This is a genomic window from Mycolicibacterium arabiense (assembly GCF_010731815.2).
Classification (GTDB): domain Bacteria; phylum Actinomycetota; class Actinomycetes; order Mycobacteriales; family Mycobacteriaceae; genus Mycobacterium; species Mycobacterium arabiense.
Genome location: NZ_AP022593.1, coordinates 3,074,887 through 3,094,018, shown reverse-complemented (window position 1 = coordinate 3,094,018; position 19,132 = coordinate 3,074,887). Strand labels below are relative to the sequence as shown.

General features: G+C 69.4%; 17 protein-coding genes and 1 pseudogene. 10 read left to right on the top strand and 8 right to left on the bottom strand.

All coding sequences use genetic code 11. The annotated features are described in order from the left end of the window. The first annotated feature begins 32 nt into the window (after positions 1-32). Genes G6N61_RS16610 through eccE form a run of 6 tightly spaced genes read left to right on the top strand, consistent with a single transcriptional unit; the run spans position 33 to position 5,313 of the window. Positions 33-326: a type VII secretion protein EsxS gene (locus G6N61_RS16610; protein ID WP_163919501.1), complete on the top strand. Its 294-nt coding sequence runs from the start codon at positions 33-35 to the stop codon at positions 324-326. 31 nt (positions 327-357) lie between these two features. Beyond that, a complete protein-coding gene (locus G6N61_RS16605) occupies positions 358-651 on the top strand; it encodes a WXG100 family type VII secretion target (protein ID WP_163919500.1) in 294 nt (97 codons plus the stop codon). Positions 652-672: 21 nt separating this feature from the next. Then, complete coding sequence (locus G6N61_RS16600; RefSeq protein ID WP_163919499.1) at positions 673-1,569, top strand: ESX secretion-associated protein EspG; 897 nt, start codon at positions 673-675, stop codon at positions 1,567-1,569. After that, positions 1,542-2,993, top strand: coding sequence for a type VII secretion integral membrane protein EccD (gene eccD, locus G6N61_RS16595; RefSeq protein WP_163919498.1), 1,452 nt, complete (start codon positions 1,542-1,544; stop codon positions 2,991-2,993). Before G6N61_RS16600 ends, eccD begins: the two co-directional genes overlap by 28 nt. Then, entirely contained in the window at positions 2,990-4,372 is a 1,383-nt protein-coding gene (mycP, locus tag G6N61_RS16590; RefSeq protein WP_407666240.1) for a type VII secretion-associated serine protease mycosin, read from the top strand. Before eccD ends, mycP begins: the two co-directional genes overlap by 4 nt. Then, on the top strand, positions 4,372-5,313 hold the full coding sequence (eccE, locus tag G6N61_RS16585; protein ID WP_163919497.1) for a type VII secretion protein EccE: 942 nt from the start codon (positions 4,372-4,374) through the stop codon (positions 5,311-5,313). Before mycP ends, eccE begins: the two co-directional genes overlap by 1 nt. A gap of 11 nt (positions 5,314-5,324) precedes the next feature. On the opposite strand, the gene G6N61_RS16580 is transcribed toward eccE, so the two are convergent. Next, positions 5,325-6,533: an alpha/beta hydrolase family protein gene (locus G6N61_RS16580; protein ID WP_163919496.1), complete on the bottom strand. Its 1,209-nt coding sequence runs from the start codon at positions 6,531-6,533 to the stop codon at positions 5,325-5,327. A 22-nt stretch (positions 6,534-6,555) separates the two neighbouring features. Then, a pseudogene (locus tag G6N61_RS16575) lies at positions 6,556-7,435 on the bottom strand (amidohydrolase family protein). An 82-nt stretch (positions 7,436-7,517) separates the two neighbouring features. On the opposite strand from G6N61_RS16575, the gene G6N61_RS31245 reads away from it, so the two are divergent. Further along, positions 7,518-8,960: a serine/threonine-protein kinase gene (locus tag G6N61_RS31245; protein WP_163919495.1), complete on the top strand. Its 1,443-nt coding sequence runs from the start codon at positions 7,518-7,520 to the stop codon at positions 8,958-8,960. A 36-nt stretch (positions 8,961-8,996) separates the two neighbouring features. Continuing rightward, positions 8,997-9,761 carry a trans-aconitate 2-methyltransferase gene (locus G6N61_RS16565; protein ID WP_163919494.1) on the top strand — a complete coding sequence of 255 codons (765 nt, stop codon included), beginning with the start codon at positions 8,997-8,999 and terminating at the stop codon, positions 9,759-9,761. Positions 9,762-9,771: 10 nt separating this feature from the next. On the opposite strand, the gene cysC is transcribed toward G6N61_RS16565, so the two are convergent. The 4 genes from cysC to G6N61_RS16545 form a co-directional block, all read right to left on the bottom strand. Beyond that, positions 9,772-11,661, bottom strand: coding sequence for a sulfate adenylyltransferase subunit CysN (cysC, locus tag G6N61_RS16560; protein WP_163919493.1), 1,890 nt, complete (start codon positions 11,659-11,661; stop codon positions 9,772-9,774). Continuing rightward, on the bottom strand, positions 11,661-12,578 hold the full coding sequence (gene cysD / locus G6N61_RS16555; protein ID WP_163919492.1) for a sulfate adenylyltransferase subunit CysD: 918 nt from the start codon (positions 12,576-12,578) through the stop codon (positions 11,661-11,663). Before cysD ends, cysC begins: the two co-directional genes overlap by 1 nt. Continuing rightward, entirely contained in the window at positions 12,575-13,375 is an 801-nt protein-coding gene (gene stf0, locus G6N61_RS16550) for a trehalose 2-sulfotransferase (RefSeq protein ID WP_163919491.1), read from the bottom strand. The genes cysD and stf0 overlap by 4 nt, the downstream gene beginning before the upstream one ends. 65 nt (positions 13,376-13,440) lie before the next feature. Next, a complete protein-coding gene (locus tag G6N61_RS16545; protein WP_163919490.1) occupies positions 13,441-14,805 on the bottom strand; it encodes a sulfatase family protein in 1,365 nt (454 codons plus the stop codon). A gap of 258 nt (positions 14,806-15,063) precedes the next feature. On the opposite strand from G6N61_RS16545, the gene G6N61_RS16540 reads away from it, so the two are divergent. Together G6N61_RS16540 and G6N61_RS16535 are read left to right on the top strand one after the other, a co-directional pair. Further along, positions 15,064-16,503, top strand: coding sequence for an HNH endonuclease signature motif containing protein (locus G6N61_RS16540; RefSeq protein ID WP_235887146.1), 1,440 nt, complete (start codon positions 15,064-15,066; stop codon positions 16,501-16,503). 14 nt (positions 16,504-16,517) lie between these two features. Next, positions 16,518-16,910: a YchJ family protein gene (locus G6N61_RS16535; protein ID WP_163919489.1), complete on the top strand. Its 393-nt coding sequence runs from the start codon at positions 16,518-16,520 to the stop codon at positions 16,908-16,910. Here the strand turns inward: G6N61_RS16535 and G6N61_RS16530 are convergent. Together G6N61_RS16530 and G6N61_RS16525 are read right to left on the bottom strand one after the other, a co-directional pair. Then, the gene (locus G6N61_RS16530; RefSeq protein ID WP_163919488.1) at positions 16,907-17,389 is read right to left on the bottom strand and encodes a hypothetical protein; all 483 of its coding nucleotides are present in this window, start codon (positions 17,387-17,389) and stop codon (positions 16,907-16,909) included. The two genes, G6N61_RS16535 and G6N61_RS16530, sit on opposite strands and share 4 nt — an antisense overlap. Before the next feature lie 51 nt (positions 17,390-17,440). Continuing rightward, positions 17,441-19,096: a purine-cytosine permease family protein gene (locus G6N61_RS16525; RefSeq protein WP_163919487.1), complete on the bottom strand. Its 1,656-nt coding sequence runs from the start codon at positions 19,094-19,096 to the stop codon at positions 17,441-17,443. Between the last annotated feature and the right edge of the window lie 36 nt (positions 19,097-19,132).

The following is a 19,132-nucleotide window of genomic DNA, read 5'->3' as shown; positions in this document are numbered from 1 at the left end:
CAACAGCAGTCGAAGATCCGGAAGGAAATCCCATGAGCCTCCTCGATGCTCACATCCCCCAACTCGTCGCCTCCGAGGCGGCGTTCTCCGCCAAGGCGGGACTGATGCGCAGCACCATCGCCCAGGCAGAGCAGGCAGCCCAGGCGTCGCAGGCGTTCCACCAGGGCGAGTCGGCCGTCGCGTTCCAGGCGGCGCACGCCCGCTTCATCGAGGTGTCGGCACGGGTCAACGCCCTGCTCGACATCGCGCAGGCCAACATCGGCGACGCCGCTTCGACGTACGTCGCCGAGGACGCTGCCGCGTCCAGCACCTACACCGCAATCTGATTCGCCGAGCAGAGCTGAAGGGACACAACACATGTCGCAGATCATGTACAACTACCCGGCCATGCTGGCGCTGGCCGCCGAGATGAACGGCTACTCGGGAGCCCTGCACGCCGTCGGCGCCGACGTCGCGAGCGAGCAGGCCGCACTGTCGGCAGGCTGGCAGGGTGACACCGGCATGTCGTACCAGGCGTGGCAGGCGCAGTGGAACGCCAGCCTCGAGGAACTGGTCCGTGCCTACCGCGCGATGTCGAGCACCCACGAGATGAACACGATGTCGATGAGTGCTCGGGACGCGGCGCAGGGCGCCAAGTGGGGCGCGGCCTGATGGATTCGGGCCTGATGAACAGTGGGCGCTAACGCCGTCGAGCTGACCGCGGAACAGGCCTGGTTCGTCGCCGAATCGGCTGGGGCGGGGTACTTCCCATGGGTGCTTGCCATCACGCCGCCGTACGCCGATGAGTCCCTTCGCCCCGTGTTCGAGGCGCGCATGCGTGCCGAGCTGTCCGAACTCGGGGTGATGGTGACCGACCGCGTCACTGCTCCCGTCACCCGGTGGGTCACCACAGCGTGCCGTCCGACGCGCTGGCTCGAACTGCGCTTCGTCTCGGGATCGGGAGACATGTTGCGGGGGCTGGTCGCTCGCCGCGGACGGCAGGAGCGTGACGGGCACAGCGGTGACGACGTGGTCGTCGCACTTCGCAACGGCGGGTTGGTGACCTTCAGCCACGTCGACGTCGACCATCCGCAGGCGCTGGTTCCCGTGCTGACGGCCGGGCTGTCCGGGAGGCCGCCGGCGTCGTTCGCCGAATTCGCCGTCGCGGCGCGGATCGGTGCGAAGGCCGACGAACGGCTCCGCAACGGGGCGGCGCTCGCCGACGTGGTGGAGAACCTCGGCATCCCGGCCGGCGCCCGGCACGTGGTGGAGGCCGCCTTCGCGCCTGACCGCTGTTACGTCGAGATCGTGGCGGGTGACCACCGCGACGGTCACCGGGTCAGCACCGAGGTGGGCGTCAGCATCGTCGACACCAGCGCCGGACGCGTGCTCGTCAGCCCCTCGAAGGCCTATGACGGCGAGTGGGTGTCGACGTTCGCGCCCGGCACCCCACTGGCGATCGCAGCGGCCGTCGAACGCCTCACCGCCACCCTGCCCGACGGGGAGTGGTTCCCCGAAGCCCACCTCACCAGAGACTTCGACCAGAGAACGGAAGACCAAAGATGTCCGACACCCTCACGCCGGGCCTGACTTCGCCCGGTGTCCCATCCGGTGCCGCACCGGGATCCGCGGTGGTGCCCATCGTGCGGGTCGCCGTGCTCGCCGGCGGCGACGGCGGTGGTCGGCTCGTCGACATGGCGCTGCCCACCGAGCTGCCGCTGCGCGAGATCCTGCCTGCGGTACGGCGTATGGCGCTGCCGGCCGGCGACGACGCCGACGCGCCCGTGCAACTGTCGCTCGCGCCGGTCGGCGGAGCGCCCTTCAGCCTGGACGCGACCCTCGACACCGTCGGCGTCGCCGACGGAGATCTACTGGCGCTGCAGCCGGTTCCGGTCGGGCCGCCCGCCCCGCGCATCGTCGAGGACATCGCCGACGCGGCGGTGATCTTCTCCGCCGCGCGCGAGAAGCCCTGGGGGACAGATCACGTCGAGCGTGGCGCATCGGTCGCCGTGATCGGCCTGATCCTGCTCGCCACGGTCGTCGCCACGCTGCACCGCCTGGCCACCGGCGACCACGCCGGACTGTTCACCGTCAGCGGCGTCGCCGCGCTGACCGTGCTCGGCGCGCTGGTGACCCGGTCCCGATCGCCCCGACTCGCGACTGCACTGTCGGTCACCGCGCTGCTTCCCGTCGCCGCGGCGTTCGCCCTCGCCGTGCCGGGCGACTTCGGCGCCGCGCAGGTGCTGCTGGCCGCGGCCGGGGTGGCGGCGTGGTCGATCATCAGCATCACCGTGGCCGAGCGGGCCATCGCGGTGTTCACCGCCGGGGCCGCAGTCGGAGCCGGTGCGGTGATCGTCGCGGGCGCAGCATCGCTGTGGTCGCTCGACTCGATCGTCATCGGCTGCGCGCTGATCGTTCTCGGCCTGCTCGTCACCGTCCGGGCCGCGCAGCTGTCGGCACTCTGGGCGCGCTTCCCGGTGCCGGTCATTCCCGCACCCGGTGACCCGGCGCCCGATGCACCCCCGCTGCGCGTCCTGACGGACCTGCCGCGCCGGGTCCGGGTGAGCGACTCCCATCAGACCGGCTTCATCGCCGGTGGCGTGCTGCTCGCCGTCGCCGGATCGCTGTCGCTGGTCGTACCCGAGGGCGCGTCGCCGTGGGCGTGGTACATCGTGGCGGCGGCCGGCCTGGGCGCTGCTCTGCGCGCACGGGTCTGGGACTCGGCGCCGTGCAAGGCGTGGCTGCTCGCTCAGCCGTACCTGGTCACGCTCGCCCTGGCGGTGACGTACCTCGTCGACGAGCGGTATCAGGCCGCCTGGTGGGCGCTGATCGCGCTGGCCGTGCTGACGATCGCGTGGGCGGTTGCAGCGCTGTACCCGAGCGTCGCCGCACCCGACACCTACTCGCTTCCGATGCGACGGATCGTCGGCTTCCTCGCCTCGGCATTGGACGCGTCGCTGATCCCCGTCATGGCCTACCTCATCGGTCTGTTCGCCTGGGTGCTGGATCGGTGACGCATCGGCGAGTGCGTGCGGGTGTCGCGACACTCGCCGTGACCGTCGCCGTCGCAGTGACGAGTTGTCCTGCGGCAGGCGCCATCACACCACCGGAACTCGACCCGGGGGCGGCGCCGCCCGCCGGTACAGCAGGTCCCGTGCAACCGATGGCGCAGCGCGGCCCGTGCATCGCGTCGGGTCAGCTGCCCGGCACCAACCCCGGCGCAGCCAGCCCCAACGACCAGTTGCTCAACCTGGCCGGGGCGTGGCGGTACAGCCGCGGCGAAGGACAGACCGTTGCGGTCATCGACACCGGCGTCCGGCCGGGACCGCGACTGCCCAACGTCGAGCCGGGCGGTGACTTCGTCGAGTCGGGCGACGGGCTCACCGACTGCGACGGCCACGGCACCCTGGTCGCCGGACTCATCGCTGGCCAGCCCGGGCCCGACGCCTTCTCCGGAGTCGCGCCGAACGCCCGGCTGATCTCCATCCGGCAGACGTCGGGCCGCTACTCGCCACGCGCCACGGGTGACGACCCCGCCCTCGTGCTGGCGACGATCGACGTGGCGACCCTGGCCCGCGCGGTCGTGCGGGCCGCCGACCTCGGCGCACGGGTCATCGCGATCTCGACGGTGACGTGCCTGCCGGCCAACAAGACCGTCGAGCAGACCGAACTCGGTGCGGCCCTGCGCTACGCCGCCGTCGAGAAGGACGCCGTGGTGGTCGCGGCAGCGGGCAATAGCCGCGCCGGGCTGAATGCGGGCACGGCCTGTCCGTCGAACCCGCTGTCGGACCCGGGCCGTCCGGAGGACCCACGCAACTGGTCGGGCGTCACCTCGGTGTCCATCCCGTCGTGGTGGCAGCCCTACGTGCTGTCGGTCGGATCGGTCGGCCCGCAGGGCCGTCCATCTGAATTCACCACGGCAGGGCCGTGGGTCGGGGTCGCCGCTCCCGGTGAGAACGTCGCCTCGGTGAGCAACGCCGACGGCGGGGGGCTTGCCAATGCGCTGCCCAACGACCGCGGCGAGATGTTCGGTCTCAACGGCACCAGCTATGCCGCCGCATACGTGTCCGGCGTGGCTGCCCTGGTACGCAGCAGGTTTCCCGAACTCAGGGCCGAGCAGGTGGCTCGCCGCATCACCGCGAGCGCACACGGGGCCGCCCGCGCGCCGTCCAATCTGACCGGAGCGGGGGTCGTCGACCCGGTTGCCGCGCTGACCTGGGACGTCGACGAATCCGCCGACGCGCAGCCGCCACGGTCGATGCCGGTTGCCGCACCGGCGGAACCCAACTCCACCGATTCCACCCCGCGCACCATCGCATTCATCGGCGCCGGCGTGCTGACGCTCGCGGCGGCCGTGACGGCGATCGCCGCACACCGACGGAAGGAGGGCTGATGACAGCCCGAATCGCATTGGCCCTCTTGGTCGTCATCCCGGCCGCGATGGCCTACCCATGGCACACACCGACGCAGCGCTGGGTGCTCGGTGTCGCCGTCGCCGTCGTACTGCTGACGTTCGCCTGGTGGGGCGGCATGTTCCTCACCACGCGGATCGGCAGACGGCTTGCGGTGTGGCGACGCAACCGTGGCACGTCGGAACCAGCGCCCACGAACGAGGTCGCGGTGCTGCTGTCCGTCGAGGCGCCTGCGGGCACGACGGTGCCGCTGCACCTCGTCGCCGGGTACGTGGACCGATTCGGGATCCGGTGCGCGAAGGTGCGCGTGACGAACCTCGACGTCTCGGGAATTCGACGGACGTGGATCGGAATGACGTTGGCCGCCAACGACAATTTGGCTGCTCTGCGGGCGCGATCACCCGAGCTGCCGCTGTACGACACCGCGGAGGTCGTCGGCAGGCGACTGTCGGATCAACTGCGCGAACTCGGCTTCGACGCCACGATCGTCGACACGGCGGAGGCGCCTTTGAATCCGAATGACCCGGGCGCACGCGAGACGTGGCGCGGAATGCAGGACGCCGACGGGCATCTGGCCGCGTACGCGATCCCGGTCGACGGCGACCTGGCGGCCCGGCTGACGCACGTGTGGTCGCACACCAACCGGGCGACGTGGACGGCGATCGAGTTCAGCGGCACCGCGACCCGCCCGACCGCCGCCGCACTGTGCGCCATCCGCACCGACGACGCACCGAGTGCCGTTCCCGTGCCGGGCCTGCGCGGCCAGAACGGCAGGCACCGGCCGCTGCTGACCGCGCTGGACCCGCGGTCGGTCGAGCGTCTCGACACCGGCGCGGTGCCCGTGCCCGCGACCCTGCTCGACGAAGTCGAGTGGCCCGTCGGCTCGAGCAGTTCGACGGTGGGAGCGCATGCCCGGCCGTAGCGGTCGTGGCGTCAGACGAACATGACGTCCTTCATGAACCGGGTCATCCGGCGCAGGTAGTCCGGTTGGCTCACGTGCACGATGTGATTGCCGGGAAACCAGTGGAAGGCGCAGCGATCCCAGTGTTCCCAGAGCATCTCGGCCTGTTCCGGCGGAGCCAGTCGATCGCCGAGGCCGGTGATGATGAGCCTGCGGTCCTTCGGCACCAGCGGCTGATAGCTCAGCGGTGAGTGGAATGCCGACGCCGCGGCCATCAGGTCCTTGTCGGTGCGGGATAGACGATTGCCCAGCTTGACCAGGACGCTCGCAGGGAACCAGTCGTCGAACGCCGCGTCGGGTGTCACCACCGGCACGTTCGGTATGACGGCCTGCAGGCGGTCGTCGACGCCCGCGATCAACGCAGAGGTGTAGCCGCCCAGCGACATTCCGGTCAGGGCGATCCGATCCACCCCCGTGTACTCCAGATAGTCGAGCACCGAGCGGAAGTCGTACACCGCCTGCGCCATCGCCTCGGCGAATCCGGCGAGGCCGTCGGCGAAATAGCCGTAGCCGCTGTAGGGCGAACCCTTCTCGGCGCGGCGGCCGTGGAAGGGCAACGTGTAGAGCAGGACGTCGTACCCGGCCCGGTAGAACCACGGCAGGGAGAAGAACAGGCCGTTGAACAGATACGCCGAACCCATGAATCCGTGGATGACGCACAGTGTGGGGTGTGGCCCGTCGTCGTGGCGCCAGTGCTGGGCGTGGACGACGTTGTTGCGCAGATAGCTTCGACGGTGGTCGCGCATGGCGGGATTGACCGCCTCGAAGCTGCTCGTGAACCGGATGTTCTCCACCCGCCCGTGTGCCATCCACTCGGCGACGGGGTTCGCCGGACGCGTCGAGACGCGGGGGAGTTCGACCGGTGCGGGGAAGGCCTTCGCCGGATCCCTGGCCGCGGCCATCTCGGCATAGAACTCCAGGGCGTCCCGCTCGGCGCGCACCTGCGCCGGACGCAGCGCCGCCATTGCCATGCGGGGCAGCATCGCGGCGCCGATCACCGAGGCGAGCGTGGTGCGCAGACCGAGGTCCGCGATCGCAGACGAGTCGACGATCAGCTTCTGCTCCCAGGTCAGGTCCTCCCGCCGGGGGAGCCCGCCCTTGGTCGCGTCGGCGCCGGGGACGTCCGGGAACGGGATTGGCGGGTCGACCGGAGCGGCATCGCTGGGCGGGGAATCGACCACACGCGATGTTAGCCCGTGTGGGCTAGTTCAAACCGAACAGTCGCACGGCGTTGTCGTGCAGGACACCTCGCCGCCAGTCGACGTCGAAGCCGTCCAGTCGAGTGACCGATCGGACGGCGTCGACGTAGCGGTAGGGGATGTTCGGGAAGTCGCTGCCGAACAGGATGCGGTCGCCGACGTTGCGCAGCCGTGGGTACGCGTCGGCGGGGATCGGCATCGTCTCCTCGGAGAACGGCGTGAACGCCATCGTCGTGTCGAGGTGGACGCCGTCGTGCCGCTCGCAGACGTCGAGGAACTCGGCGTACTCGGGCATGCCGAGGTGGGCGATGATCAGGCGCAGCCGCGGGTGCGCGGTCAGCAGCGTCCGAATCGGCCCGGGGCCGGTGTGTTCACCCGGCTGCGGACCGGAGCCGCAATGGATCACCACGGGCACCCCTGCGTCCTCGATGACGCCCCACGCCCCGTCCAGCAGGGGATCGGTGGGGTCGTACCGGCCGACCTGGACGTGGGCCTTGAACACCCGGGTACCGCGCTCGATCGCCTCGGTGACGTAGTGGGCGACGCCCGGTTCGGGGTAGAGCGTCGCCGTGGCGAGGCAATCGGGGGGTTCGATCGGCGAAGTCTGCCGCCCACTGGTTCAGCCACGCCGCCATCTCCGGCTTGTGCGGGTAGACCAGCGAGGTGAAGGCCCTGACGCCGAACGAGCGCAGCGCCTCGAGTCGTTCCGCCTCGTTGCTGCGGTAGGTGATCGGCCACGGCCGCCCGACCAGCGGACCGGCGGCGTCGAAGTACTGCCACACCTTGTCCATGACCTGCTTGGGCATGAAGTGGGTGTGGACGTCGACGATGCCGGGCAGCCCAAGGGCCTCCCAGGTCTGACGGACGGCCTCCGATTCCTCCATGGCCTGTGATGATCGCAGGCCCGTGGGGGCGGGCAACCGTCGGGCGCGGAGAGCCGCGGCAGGCGATCGGTAGGATCACCTGATGCCGTTGACCAGCGGTACGGACTTCGCGGGGTTCCGGATCCTCCGGCAACTCGGGTCCGGGGGGATGGGCGAGGTGTACCTCGCCCAACATCCGCGGCTCCCGCGGCAAGAGGCGCTCAAGGTGCTGCCACGGGCACTGTCGGCCGACGCGGTGTTCCGTGAGCGGTTCAGCCGTGAGGCCGACCTCGCGGCCAAGCTCTATCACCCCCACATCGTCGGCGTCCACGATCGTGGTGAGTTCGACGAGCAACTGTGGATATCGATGGACTTCATCGACGGCACCGACGCCGCCCGCCTGCTCGAGCACTACCACCCGTACGGCATGCCGCTGCCCGAGGTCCTCGAGATCGTCGGCGCCGTCGCCGATGCCCTGGACTACGCCCATGCCAACGCGATGCTGCACCGCGACGTCAAACCCGCGAACATCCTGCTGACCCGGCCCGAGCGTGGGCGGCGACGAATCCTGCTAGCGGACTTCGGCATCGCTCGCAGCCTCACCGAGGTGTCGCGCCTGACGCAGACCAACATGGCGATCGGCACCGTCAACTACGTGGCCCCCGAGCAGTTGACGGACGCATCGGTCGACGGCCGGGCCGACCAATATGGCCTGGCCGCAACCACTTACCATCTGTTGACCGGCACCGTGCCCTTCGACCACTCCAACCCGGCAGTGGTCATCAGCAGCCACCTCACCGCTCCACCGCCGTCACTCGCCGAGCGCAGGCCGGACCTCGCGGCACTCGATCACGTCCTGGCCGCCGGTATGGCGAAGGACCCCGCCGACCGGTTCCGCTCGTGCGAGGCCTTCGTCCGGGCACTGTCCGCGCCACCCGCTCCCGGTCATCCGCCGCCTCCGCCCGTGCATGCCGGACCGGTGCGCCGGGGCTCGACCGCCATGCTCCCGACGCCGCCGCCCGCCGCTGCGCCACCCACGTCATCGCCACCGCGACCCGCGGCACCGAAGTCGACGTCGCGACTGCCCGCGGCGGTGACCGTGCTCGCCGTGCTCCTGCTCGCCGCCGTTGCGTTCGTGGTCGTCACCCTCGACCCGTGGGGCCAGGACACCACGGCGACACCGCGTCTCACGCCGACGAGTACGGCACCCACCACGTCCTCGACGACGGGCGACGCGGGCTTCGAGGGCATGCGCGACTTCGTGATCGACTACTACGCGCTGCTGCCCGCGAACGCCGACGAGGCGTGGACGCGGCTGGATCCGAACTATCAGGCCACCACGAATCTGCGGGACTACCGCGACTTCTGGTCGGGCATCCGGTCCGTGGCGATCTCCGACGTCAGCCTCAGCTCGGACACCAGCGTGACCGCCCGGGTGTCCTACACGCTGGCCGGTGGCGGAACCGACACGGAACGCAGGTCGTTCGAGATCAGCTCGGACGGCGGCCAGATGCGCATCTACGACTCGCAACGCATCGGCGGATGAGCCGGCCCAAGATGAGCCCAGGAGGATGATGATCGCGTGTGGAACCCGGACGTCTACCTAGCCTTCGCCGACCATCGCGGCCGGCCGTTCTTCGACCTGCTGTCGCGGGTCGGAGCGCAGAACCCGCGCCGTGTGGTCGACTTGGGTTGCGGGCCAGGCAATCTGACCGTCACGCTGGCCGAGCGGTGGCCCGGCGCGGTGGTCGAGGCCGTCGACAGCTCGCCGGAGATGGTCGCCGCTGCCCGTGAGCGCGGGCTCGACGCGACCCTGGGCGGCATCGCCGAGTGGGCGCCGCGGCCCGACACCGACGTCGTCGTGTCGAATGCGGCGCTGCAGTGGGTGCCCGGGCACGCCGACCTGATGGTGCGCTGGGCGGGCGAACTCCCCTCGGGGTCGTGGATCGCGATGCAGGTGCCGGGCAACTTCGATGCCCCGTCACACCAGGCCGTGCGCGACGTCGCCAAGAGCGCCGACTTCGCCGACGCACTGGCGGACATGCCGTGGCGGGAGGCCGACGTCGTCGGCACGCCCACCGACTACGCCGGCCTGCTCGCCGACGCCGGTTGTCGGGTCGACGCGTGGGAGACCACCTACGTGCACCAGTTGTCAGGCGCGACACCGGTGTTGGACTGGATCACCGGAACCGCGCTCACCCAGGTCAGAAGCAGGCTGTCCGACGAAGCGTGGCAGCAGTACCGGCAGGCCATCATCCCGGTGCTGGCCCGGGCGTATCCGATGCGCGCCGACGGCACGACGTTCTTCCCGTTCCGGCGGGTGTTCGTGGTGGCCCAGGTGAGCTGAGCCGCGTGAGCTAGCTGCCGTCCCTGGCGGCGTGCAGCGCGTCGAGCACCTGGGCGACCAGCGCGTCGATGTCTGCGCCCGTCGTATCCACCACCAGGTCGGGGTTCTCCGGCGACTCGTAGGGCGCGTCGACGCCCGTCAGCCCCTTCAGCTCGCCCGCTCGCGCCCGCGCGTACAGGCCCTTGGGGTCCCGCTTCTCACACTCGGCCAAAGACGTCGCGACGTGCACTTCGATGAACGGCAGCTTCGCGGCCTCGTTGAGCGTCCTGGCGATCTCGCGATCCGAGTTCAGAGGCGACACCAGCGACGCCAGAGCGACCACGCCCGCGTCGGCGAGCAGTCGGGTGAGATGCCCGACGCGCCTGATGTTCTCGGCCCGGTCGCCCGCGGAGAAGCCGAGGTCGTCGGACAGCCCGTGCCGGATGTTGTCGCCGTCGAGCAGGTAGGCGACGTCACCGGACTCGACCAGTGCCCGCTCCACCGCGACGGCGAGGGTGGACTTGCCCGACGCGGGAAGTCCGGTGAACCAGATGGTCGCCCCGCGCTGACCCGTCTTCTGCCACCGGTAGCCCCGATCCAACGAGGACGGGTGCCAACGGATGTCGTTGCGGGTCTGCTCGCCGGGCTTGATCTCGCGCGCCTCGGTGACGGTGCCCGCGCCGACGGTGTCGTTGGACGTCTCGTCGATCAGGATGAACGCGCCGCTGTCCCTGTTGTCGGCGTACGGGTCGGCGACGACCACGGAACTGGTGCGCAGCGTGACCGCGCCGATGTCGTTGAGACCCAACTCGACCGGACCGTCGAGATCGTCGAGCGTCTCCGGGTCGAGCCGGGTGTGCAGCTCCTGGACGGTGGCCCGAACGGTGCGTGCGCCCTGCTTGAGCGCCAGCCGGTCGCCCGCCCGCAGCGGGGTGTCGGCGAACCAGCAGATGGTGGCGAACAATTCGCGGGCCAGCACCGGGTGAACCGCGGCATCTGCTTCCGGGGCGCCGCTGACGAACACGTCGCCGCGGCCCACGTCGATGTCGTCGGCGAGTTCGATCGACACCGACAGCGGTGCAACGCCCGTCGTCCTGGCGTCGTCGAGGGTGTCGAGCGCCGTCACCGTGGATCGCGTCCCGGCAGGCAGCGAGAGCACCGGGTCACCGACGCGCAGCGTTCCCGCCGAGATCCGGCCGGTGTAGCGGCGGCGCTGCTCGGCGGTCGGCCGCGACACCCACTGCACGGGCAGTCGCAGCTTCGTCGGCTCCGGTTGTGGCGCAGACAGTTCGATGCCCTCGAGATACTCGAGCAGCGTCGGACCGTCGTACCACGGGGTCTGATCCGAGCGGTGCACGACGTTGTCGCCGTGCTTGGCGGCGATGGGGATGACGGCCAGGTCCGCGTTCGACACCGAGAAGCCCAGCCGGTCGGCCACCTGCTGAAGCTCCGCGCGCACCTCGTCGAAGCGGTTCTGGTCGAAGTCCACCAGGTCGATCTTGTTCACCGCGGCAACGAAGTGCTTGATGCCCAACAGCTTTGCGATCCGGGCATGCCTGCGGGTCTGCCGCAGCACGCCTGCCCTGGCGTCGACGAGCAGGATCGCGGCGTGGGCATTCGACGCCCCGGTGAACATGTTGCGCGTGTACCGCTCGTGGCCGGGGGTGTCGGCGAGGATGTAGCTGCGGCGCTCGGTCGAGAAGAACCGGTACGCCACGTCGATCGTGATGCCCTGCTCACGCTCGGCACGCAGTCCGTCCGACAGCGCTGCCAGGTCGGCCACACCCGCTTCGTCGGTCACGGCGTCGAGGTGATCCAGCGGCAGGCTGTCCGTGTCGTGCATGAGCCTGCCGATCAGCGTGCTCTTGCCGTCGTCGACCGACCCCGCCGTGGTGATGCGCAGCAGCTGCCTAGCGCTCATCAGAAATACCCCTCGCGCTTTCGATCCTCCATCGCCGCCACCGAAGTCCGGTCGTCGGCACGGGTCTCGCCTCGCTCGGACACCGTCGCCGCCGAGATCTCCTCGATGACACCGGCGATCTCGGTCGCCTTCGAGCGCACTGCGCCGGTGATCGTCAGGTCACCCACCGTGCGGTAGCGCACCCACTCGACCGCGGCGGTCTCCCCGTCCCTGGGCTGCACGTACTCCGACACCGCGAGCAAGATGCCGTCGCGCTCGACGACCTCGCGTTCGTGGGCGAAGTAGATCGACGGGAGTTCCAGGCCCTCCAGCTCGATGTAGCGCCAGATGTCCAGCTCGGTCCAATTGCTCAGCGGGAACACGCGGACCTGTTCCCCCTTGCGGATCCGGCCGTTGTACAGCGACCACGGCTCCGGACGCTGCGCCCTGGGGTCCCACTGCCCGAACTCGTCGCGGAAACTCAGGATGCGCTCCTTGGCGCGGGCGCGTTCCTCGTCGCGTCGCGCACCGCCGAACGCGGCGTCGAAACCGCCCGCCTCCAAAGCATCGAGCAGAGTCCGGGTCTGCTGCCGGTTGCGTGACGCACCTGGCCCAGGATCGGGCACGCGTCCGCTGTCGATGGTCTCCTGCACCGAACCGACGATCAGCTTGTGCCCGTGCTCGTTCAGCCTGCGGTCGCGGAACTCGATGACCTCGGGAAAGTTGTGGCCGGTGTCGACGTGCAGCACCGGGAACGGCAGCGGTGATGGTCGAAATGCCTTCTCCGCCAGTCGCAGCAGAACGATGGAGTCCTTGCCCGCGGAGAACAGCAGCACTGGTCGCTGCAGTTCGGCCACGACCTCGCGGATGATGTGCACGGCCTCGGCTTCGAGCACGCGCAGCTCGTCGACGTGCGTGTCCACGGTCGGTGTCGTCATACCGGATAGCCTTCCCGTTCCGCATCGGCGCGGTAGCGCTCGACCCACTCGTCGGACCGGTGATCGGCCTGACGTTCCAGCACCGGCGCGGGCGCCAGCCGTGGATCGAGACCGAGCGCCTCGAGCACGGTGCCGACCACCTCGGTGAGGTTTCGCCACAACACCGGATACGACACGTCGATCGGGTTTATTCCCTCCTCGGCGAACCAGGCGCGCCAGCCGGCCTCCTGGGCCTGCAGCATCCCGACGACGTGGGCGATGGCACCCGCGTGGTACTCGGCGCGGGCGTCGCGGACCGGATCGGGCCGTCCGCGCCACACCCGCGTCTGCACCGCTCGCCAGAACGACACGGCCTGGGAGACGACGTCGGGCCGGTACACGTGCACCAGCACGGGGTCGCTGCCGACGACGTCGCGGATTGCGGCGAGCAGCCCGTCCCCCGACCGGTCGGGCAGTCCCTTCGCCCGCTCGGTCAGCAGGGGCGTCTGGTTCCACATGAGCTTGCCGCCCCAGACGCCGTTCGGCGTGCGGCCGACCGTGCGGATGTAGTCCCGCCAGATCTCGGCGGGCGCGATGTCCGGCTTGCCCTCGTCGAGCGGATCCAGCAGCTGCAGGATGGACTGATCCTCGACGCCTGCGAACCACTCGCGGGGCTGCGGCGACTGGCTGGTGGTCGGCAGGTATTGGAAGAACTCCTGCGGCTCGCCGGCGACGCCGGTCGCGCGCAACGACTCGACCAGCAGCGTGCTGCCGCTGCGTTGCGAGGCGAGCACCAGGTATGCGGTCGGGGCGGCCATGCGCGGAAGCCTAACCGGTGATCAAAAGTGCTGCCAGAGGGGCTTTTTGATCAGGTTGAGCAGAACTATTGGCGGTCGTCTCGAATGCCGCGGTCGGATGCCAGCGCAGATCGGCTGGGCAGCGGGCGTCCGAGAATGCTGAGGTAGGTGTGGGTGTAGCGCTCGGAGATGCGGGTGCCTGCGAAGTCCGACGGGATGACGTCGTTCGTCTTCTTCCGCCAGTCGTCGAGTAGTAGGGCGAGGTCGGCGGCGACGGCCTCGTGCTCCGCGGACGGTTCGCCGTCGAGCAGGTTGGTGCTCTCGCCGGGGTCGGCGATCAGGTCGTAGAGTTCGCGCCCCGGCCGAGGCCCTCGGGTCAGCGGTCCGACCACCTGCCCGGGCGCGCTGTCGGCGATGTCCCATGGCAGGTCGAGCACCGGGCGCGGCGCGTAGTTCTCGATGTAGCTGTACTCCTTGGTCCTGATCGCGCGGATCGGGTCGAAGGAGTCGTGATAGGTCTTCGTGGTGTAGACCTCGCTGCGGGCAGGCTCCGGCTGGGGCCGACGCAGCGCAGCGGCGTGCGAGATGCCCTGCACCTCGTCAGGGGCGGCGACCCCGAGGAGGTCGAGCAGTGTCGGCACCAGGTCGACACCGCTGAACATCTCGTCGTACACCAGGGGAGCGATGCCGGACCGCTTCGGCGGACGGACGATGAACGCGATGCCCGTGCCCGCGTCGTACAGCGTCGACTTCGCCCGCGGCATCGCCGGTCCGTGGTCGGTCATGAACACCACCCAGGTGCTCTGGTCCAGCCCCGTGGTCTCGAGTGCGTCCAGGATCTGGCCGACGGCGGCGTCGGCGACCGCGATCGATCCGTAGAAGTCCGCGAGGTCCTGCCGCACGTCCTCGGTGTCGGGCAGGTAGTCGGGCAGCGTGACGGCGTTCGCGTCCGCCGGCGTGTACCGCTCGTGGGGGTACGGCCGGTGGGTCTCGAAGAACCCGGTGGTCAGCAGGAACGGCTCGGCGGGTGCCGCGGTCAGCCAGTCGACCGCCTCGTCGACGACGTACTCGCAGAACGAATTGCTGACGTCGTAGGTGTCGAAGCCGAGCCGCGCCGGGTAGGAGGTCTCGTGCTGCATGCCGAACAAGGCGGTGCGCCAACCAGATTGGGAGAGTAGCTCGGGCAGGGTCCGGACGTCGGCCCGGTACTCCCAGCCGTGGTGCGCCAACCCGATCAGCCCGTTGCTCTGCGGGTATCGCCCGGTGAACAACGATCCCCGCGACGGTGAGCACAGCGGCGCAGTGGCGTGGGCGCGGGTGAACAGGATGCCCTCGGCGGCGAGTCGATCCAGGCGTGGGCTCGACACGTCGGCATGACCGTAGGCGCCCAGGTGCCTGCCGAGGTCGTGCCAGTGCACCAGGAGCACGTTGTCGCGCTGGGCTTCGCTCACTCGTCGTCCTTCACTAGTGGACCACCAAACACGCCTGGAGCCAGTCGGGCAACCGTTGCGCTCGTCACGAGCAACTTAACGACGTCCTGGAGTTGGCTGGATCGCCGGGGTTGGTTGGCGCTGGGGCGTTAGCATGGGGCTCCGACACTTTCGGCGTCGAATGGGCCTGCGCGCGCGAATCATCCACAGTCAGTGATTCATCCCCAGATTGGCTATGGGTGCTGGCGGGTTGACCGCTGGGCGAGAAGAATCGAATACGTGTTCGACGAATTCGAGGTCCTCGACGACGGGGCGTTGCTCGCGGTGATGGGCGACTCGCTGCACGCCGAACGCGCCGCTGCCGCCCGCCGCTTGGTCGCGGCCGGCGTGTTCGCCGCCCGCCACGACGCCGGCCCCGGCTCGGAGACCGAACGCTGGTGCGTCGAGGACTTCACTGCTGCTGCCGCCGAAGTCGGGGCCGAACTCGGCCTGAGTCGCTTCCGCGCCGAAGCCGACATGTCCTGCGGCCTGACCCTGGTCCAACGGCTACCCCGGCTGGCGCACCGGTTCCTGGCCGGCGAGGTCGATCCGAGGGTGATCGCGATCGTCGACCACCGCACCACCCTGGTCCAAGACCCCGGGGTCCTCGCCGAGCTGGACGCCAGGCTGGCCGAGGCCGCACCCCGCTGGAACGCCCTGTCCCAGGCGAAGCTCACCGAGGTCGTGGACTGGCTGGTCGTGCAACTGGACCCCGAGGCCAAGCGGGTCGCCCGTGACCGTCGAGACGATCGCCACGTCGAGATCACACCGGGCGAGCACGGGCTCAGCGAGATCCACGGCCGCCTGAGCGCCGTCGACGGGGCCGCGTTGGACAAGCGTCTCGATGCGATCGCCGCCACGGTGTGCCGTGACGACCCCCGCACCGCGGCCCAACGCCGCGTCGACGGCCTCATGGCCCTGTCCGAACGTCGGGAGTCCCTGGACTGCCGGTGCGGGCAAGACCAGTGCCCCGCCGGGGGCGAGACCGACGCTCCCAGGCCAACCCCGGCTCCCGCGCCGACGCAGGTCATCGTGCACGTACTCGCCGAACAGGCCACCGTCGACGGTTCCGGTGACACCCCGGCCTACCTACCCGGCCACGGCCCCGTCCCCGCCGCCACGATCCGCGAACTCGTCGACACCGGCCGCGCCACGACCCGGCCGCTGACCATCCCCAGCCCCGACACCCCGCCCGAACCTGGCTATCGGCCCTCCCGCGCACTGAGCGCGTTCCTGATGTTCCGCGACCTCACCTGCCGGTTTCCCGGCTGCAGCCATCCCGCCCAGAAGTGCGACTACGACCACACCGTGCCCTGGCCCCACGGCCGCACCCACCCCTCCGACCTCAAGGCATACTGCCGCCACCATCACCTGCTCAAGACGTTCTGGGGCGGCCCCGGCGGGTGGAACGACACCCAATACCCAGACGGCACAATCGAGTTCACTTCACCCAGCGGCCGCCGCTACACCACGACCCCACTCGGTGCGTGGTTCTTCCCCCGGCTGGCCACCCCGACCGGCGAGCACCGCCCACGCGGCGCACCCCCACCCGACACCCACGCCAAGACGTGGGCCATGCCGCTACGACGACGCAGCCGCGCCGCCGACAAAGCCGCCCGCATCGCCCAGGAACGCGCGATCAACCGCGCCATCATGAACGCCCACGCACCACCGTTCTGATAGGGATGTGAGTCATGGCCTCCGCGATCGACTGCCCGTGCGGCAGCGGCGTCGGCTACGCCGCCTGCTGCGAGCCGCTGCACGACGGGGCGCGCGAGGCGGCGACGGCCGAACAGCTGATGCGATCGCGGTACTCGGCGTACGCCCGCGGGCTGCCGGACTATCTGTTCCGCACGTGGCACCCGAGGACCCGTCCGGCCGACGTCGCGATCGAACCGGAGATCGAGTGGACGGGCCTCGACGTCATCGACGCCGCTGCCGGCGGCCCGGACGACGACTGGGGCGAGGTCGAGTTCACCGCCCACTACCGAGAGGCCGGCGGGCAGCACGCCATGCGCGAGCGCAGTCGGTTCGAGCGGCGCGCAGGGCGCTGGTTCTACACCGACGGCGACGCTGCGGACGGCTAGGCCCGAGGGACCCCACAGGCCGAGTAGACGAACTTGGGCGGCACGTCGTAGCCCAGCGTCCGCTGCGGCACCCGCGCCAGCACGTCCTCGGACAGGGCCGACTTGAAGTGCAGTGACATCGACCCGGCGAATGACGGGTCCACCACCGAGATGTCCGGCACGTCGAGCGTCAGCCCGGACGCGTCCAGCGTCGCGGTGACCATCGACCCGGAGTCGTAGCTCCACGCGTGGTCGATGGCTCGGCCGGCCTTCTTCGGCACCGTGGACAGCGTGCCCAGCAGCCGCCGGTTGGTCAGCACCAGCGCGCCGACGTAGCTGCGGATGTTGCCCTTCGCCGTCTTCCCTGGCACCTTGCCGGAGAACTTGAACGTCACCGGGACGAACTCGGCCAGGTGGATCACACCCTCCGCCTCGACCTGCTCCCGGATGTCGTCGGGAAGCTTGCCGATGCCCAGCATCTTGCGCAGCAGGACAGCCATACCGCGACAGTAATCCTCGACCGCGCCGCGTGTCCGGGTTCGAACCGCCGGCTACGTCTGAGCGGGCAGCACGTTCTCGCCGGTCTTGTCGGTCGACAGGCACAGCGAGCAGATGAAGCCCTCTGAGCCGGCCGCCTTCAGCATGTCTGGCCGCTCGTAATCGTGATGGCAGACATCGCATTTCAGGTGGTCGTCGGACGGGTTGCCGAACTCGTCGAGCATCGGCAGGTCGATGCCGTCGTCGGTGCGGCGCAGGTAGTACCTACCCTTGGTCGCGACGGCGATGATCGGCGGCAGCACCAGCCCGAGGACGATCGCGACCAGCGGTGAGTACGGCCGGATGGCCTCCCCGAGTCCGCCGAAGAACGCCAGGATGGAGACACCCGCGGCGGCCAGCATCGACACGAACCCGACGGGGTTGAAGTCGTAGAGCATGCCGCGGCGGAACTCCGGCTGCATGGGCGAGAGCTTCAGCAGGAACTTGTTGAACACGATGTCCGAGGCGACCACGACCACCCAGGCGATGCCGCAGTTGGCGTAGAAGCCCAGGATGGTGTTGAGGAAGTCGAACATGTTGGCTTCCATCAGCACCAGGGCGATCAACAGGTTGAAGGCCAGGAACACCAGCCGACCCGGGTAGGTCTTGGTGATGCGGGTGAACGAGTTGGTCCACGCGAGCGAGCCCGAGTAGGCGTTCGTCACGTTGATCTTCACCTGGCTGATGACGACCAGGATCACCGCCAGCGTCATCGCCAGCCACGGAGGCAGGAAGTTCTGGTAGATCTCCAGGAACTGGTGCACCGGCTGGTTGGCGATGCCCGCGCCATCGGCGACGTTGGCGATCAGATAGACGGCGAGGAACAGGCCGACGATCTGCTTGATGGCGCCGAAGATGACCCACCCCGGACCGGCCAGGAACAGCCACGTCCACCAGCTCCGGCTGTTCTCCGGCGTGCGGGGCGGCATGAACCGCAGGTAGTCGTTCTGCTCGGCGATCTGGGCGATCAGCGACAGACACACGCCCGCGGCCAGCAGCGTCGAACCGAGGTCGAAGCCCTGAACGCCGTTCTCACCCTGGTAGGCGAAGAAGGAGCTGACCGACTCCGGATGGCTGACGACGAGGTAGACGAAAGGCGCGACCATGAGGACCAGCCACAGCGGGGTGGTCCAGACCTGCAGTGTCGACAGGACTTTCATGCCGTAGATCACCAGCGGGAAGATGATGAACGTGGAGACCGCGTAGCCGATCCACAGGGGTATCCCGAGACCGAGTTCGAGCCCCTGCGCCATGATCGAACCCTCGAGGGCGAAGAAGATGAACGTGAACGTCGCGAAGATGACGTTGGTGACCACCGAGCCGTAGTAGCCGAATCCACTTCCGCGGGTGACCAGGTCGAGGTCGATGTTGTAGCGCGCCGAGTAGTAGGCGACGGGGAAGCCGGTCAGCATCACGACGACGGCGAAGATCAGGATGCCCCACAGCGCATTCGTGGTGCCGTAGGCGATCCCGATGTTGGCGCCGATCGCGAAGTCCGCCAGGTAGGCGATTCCGCCCAGTGCCGATATGCCCACCACCCGCGTCGACCACTTGCGGTAGCTACGCGGCGCGAACCGCAGCGTGTAGTCCTCCAAGGTCTCCTTGGTGGCAGTCATGGTGTCGTGCTCTACTGCGGCCCCCGGTGCGGCGTCCTGCGCCTCCTGCGTCATGGTGGCAAAGTAGGTTCGCGTTGTTTCCGTAATGTG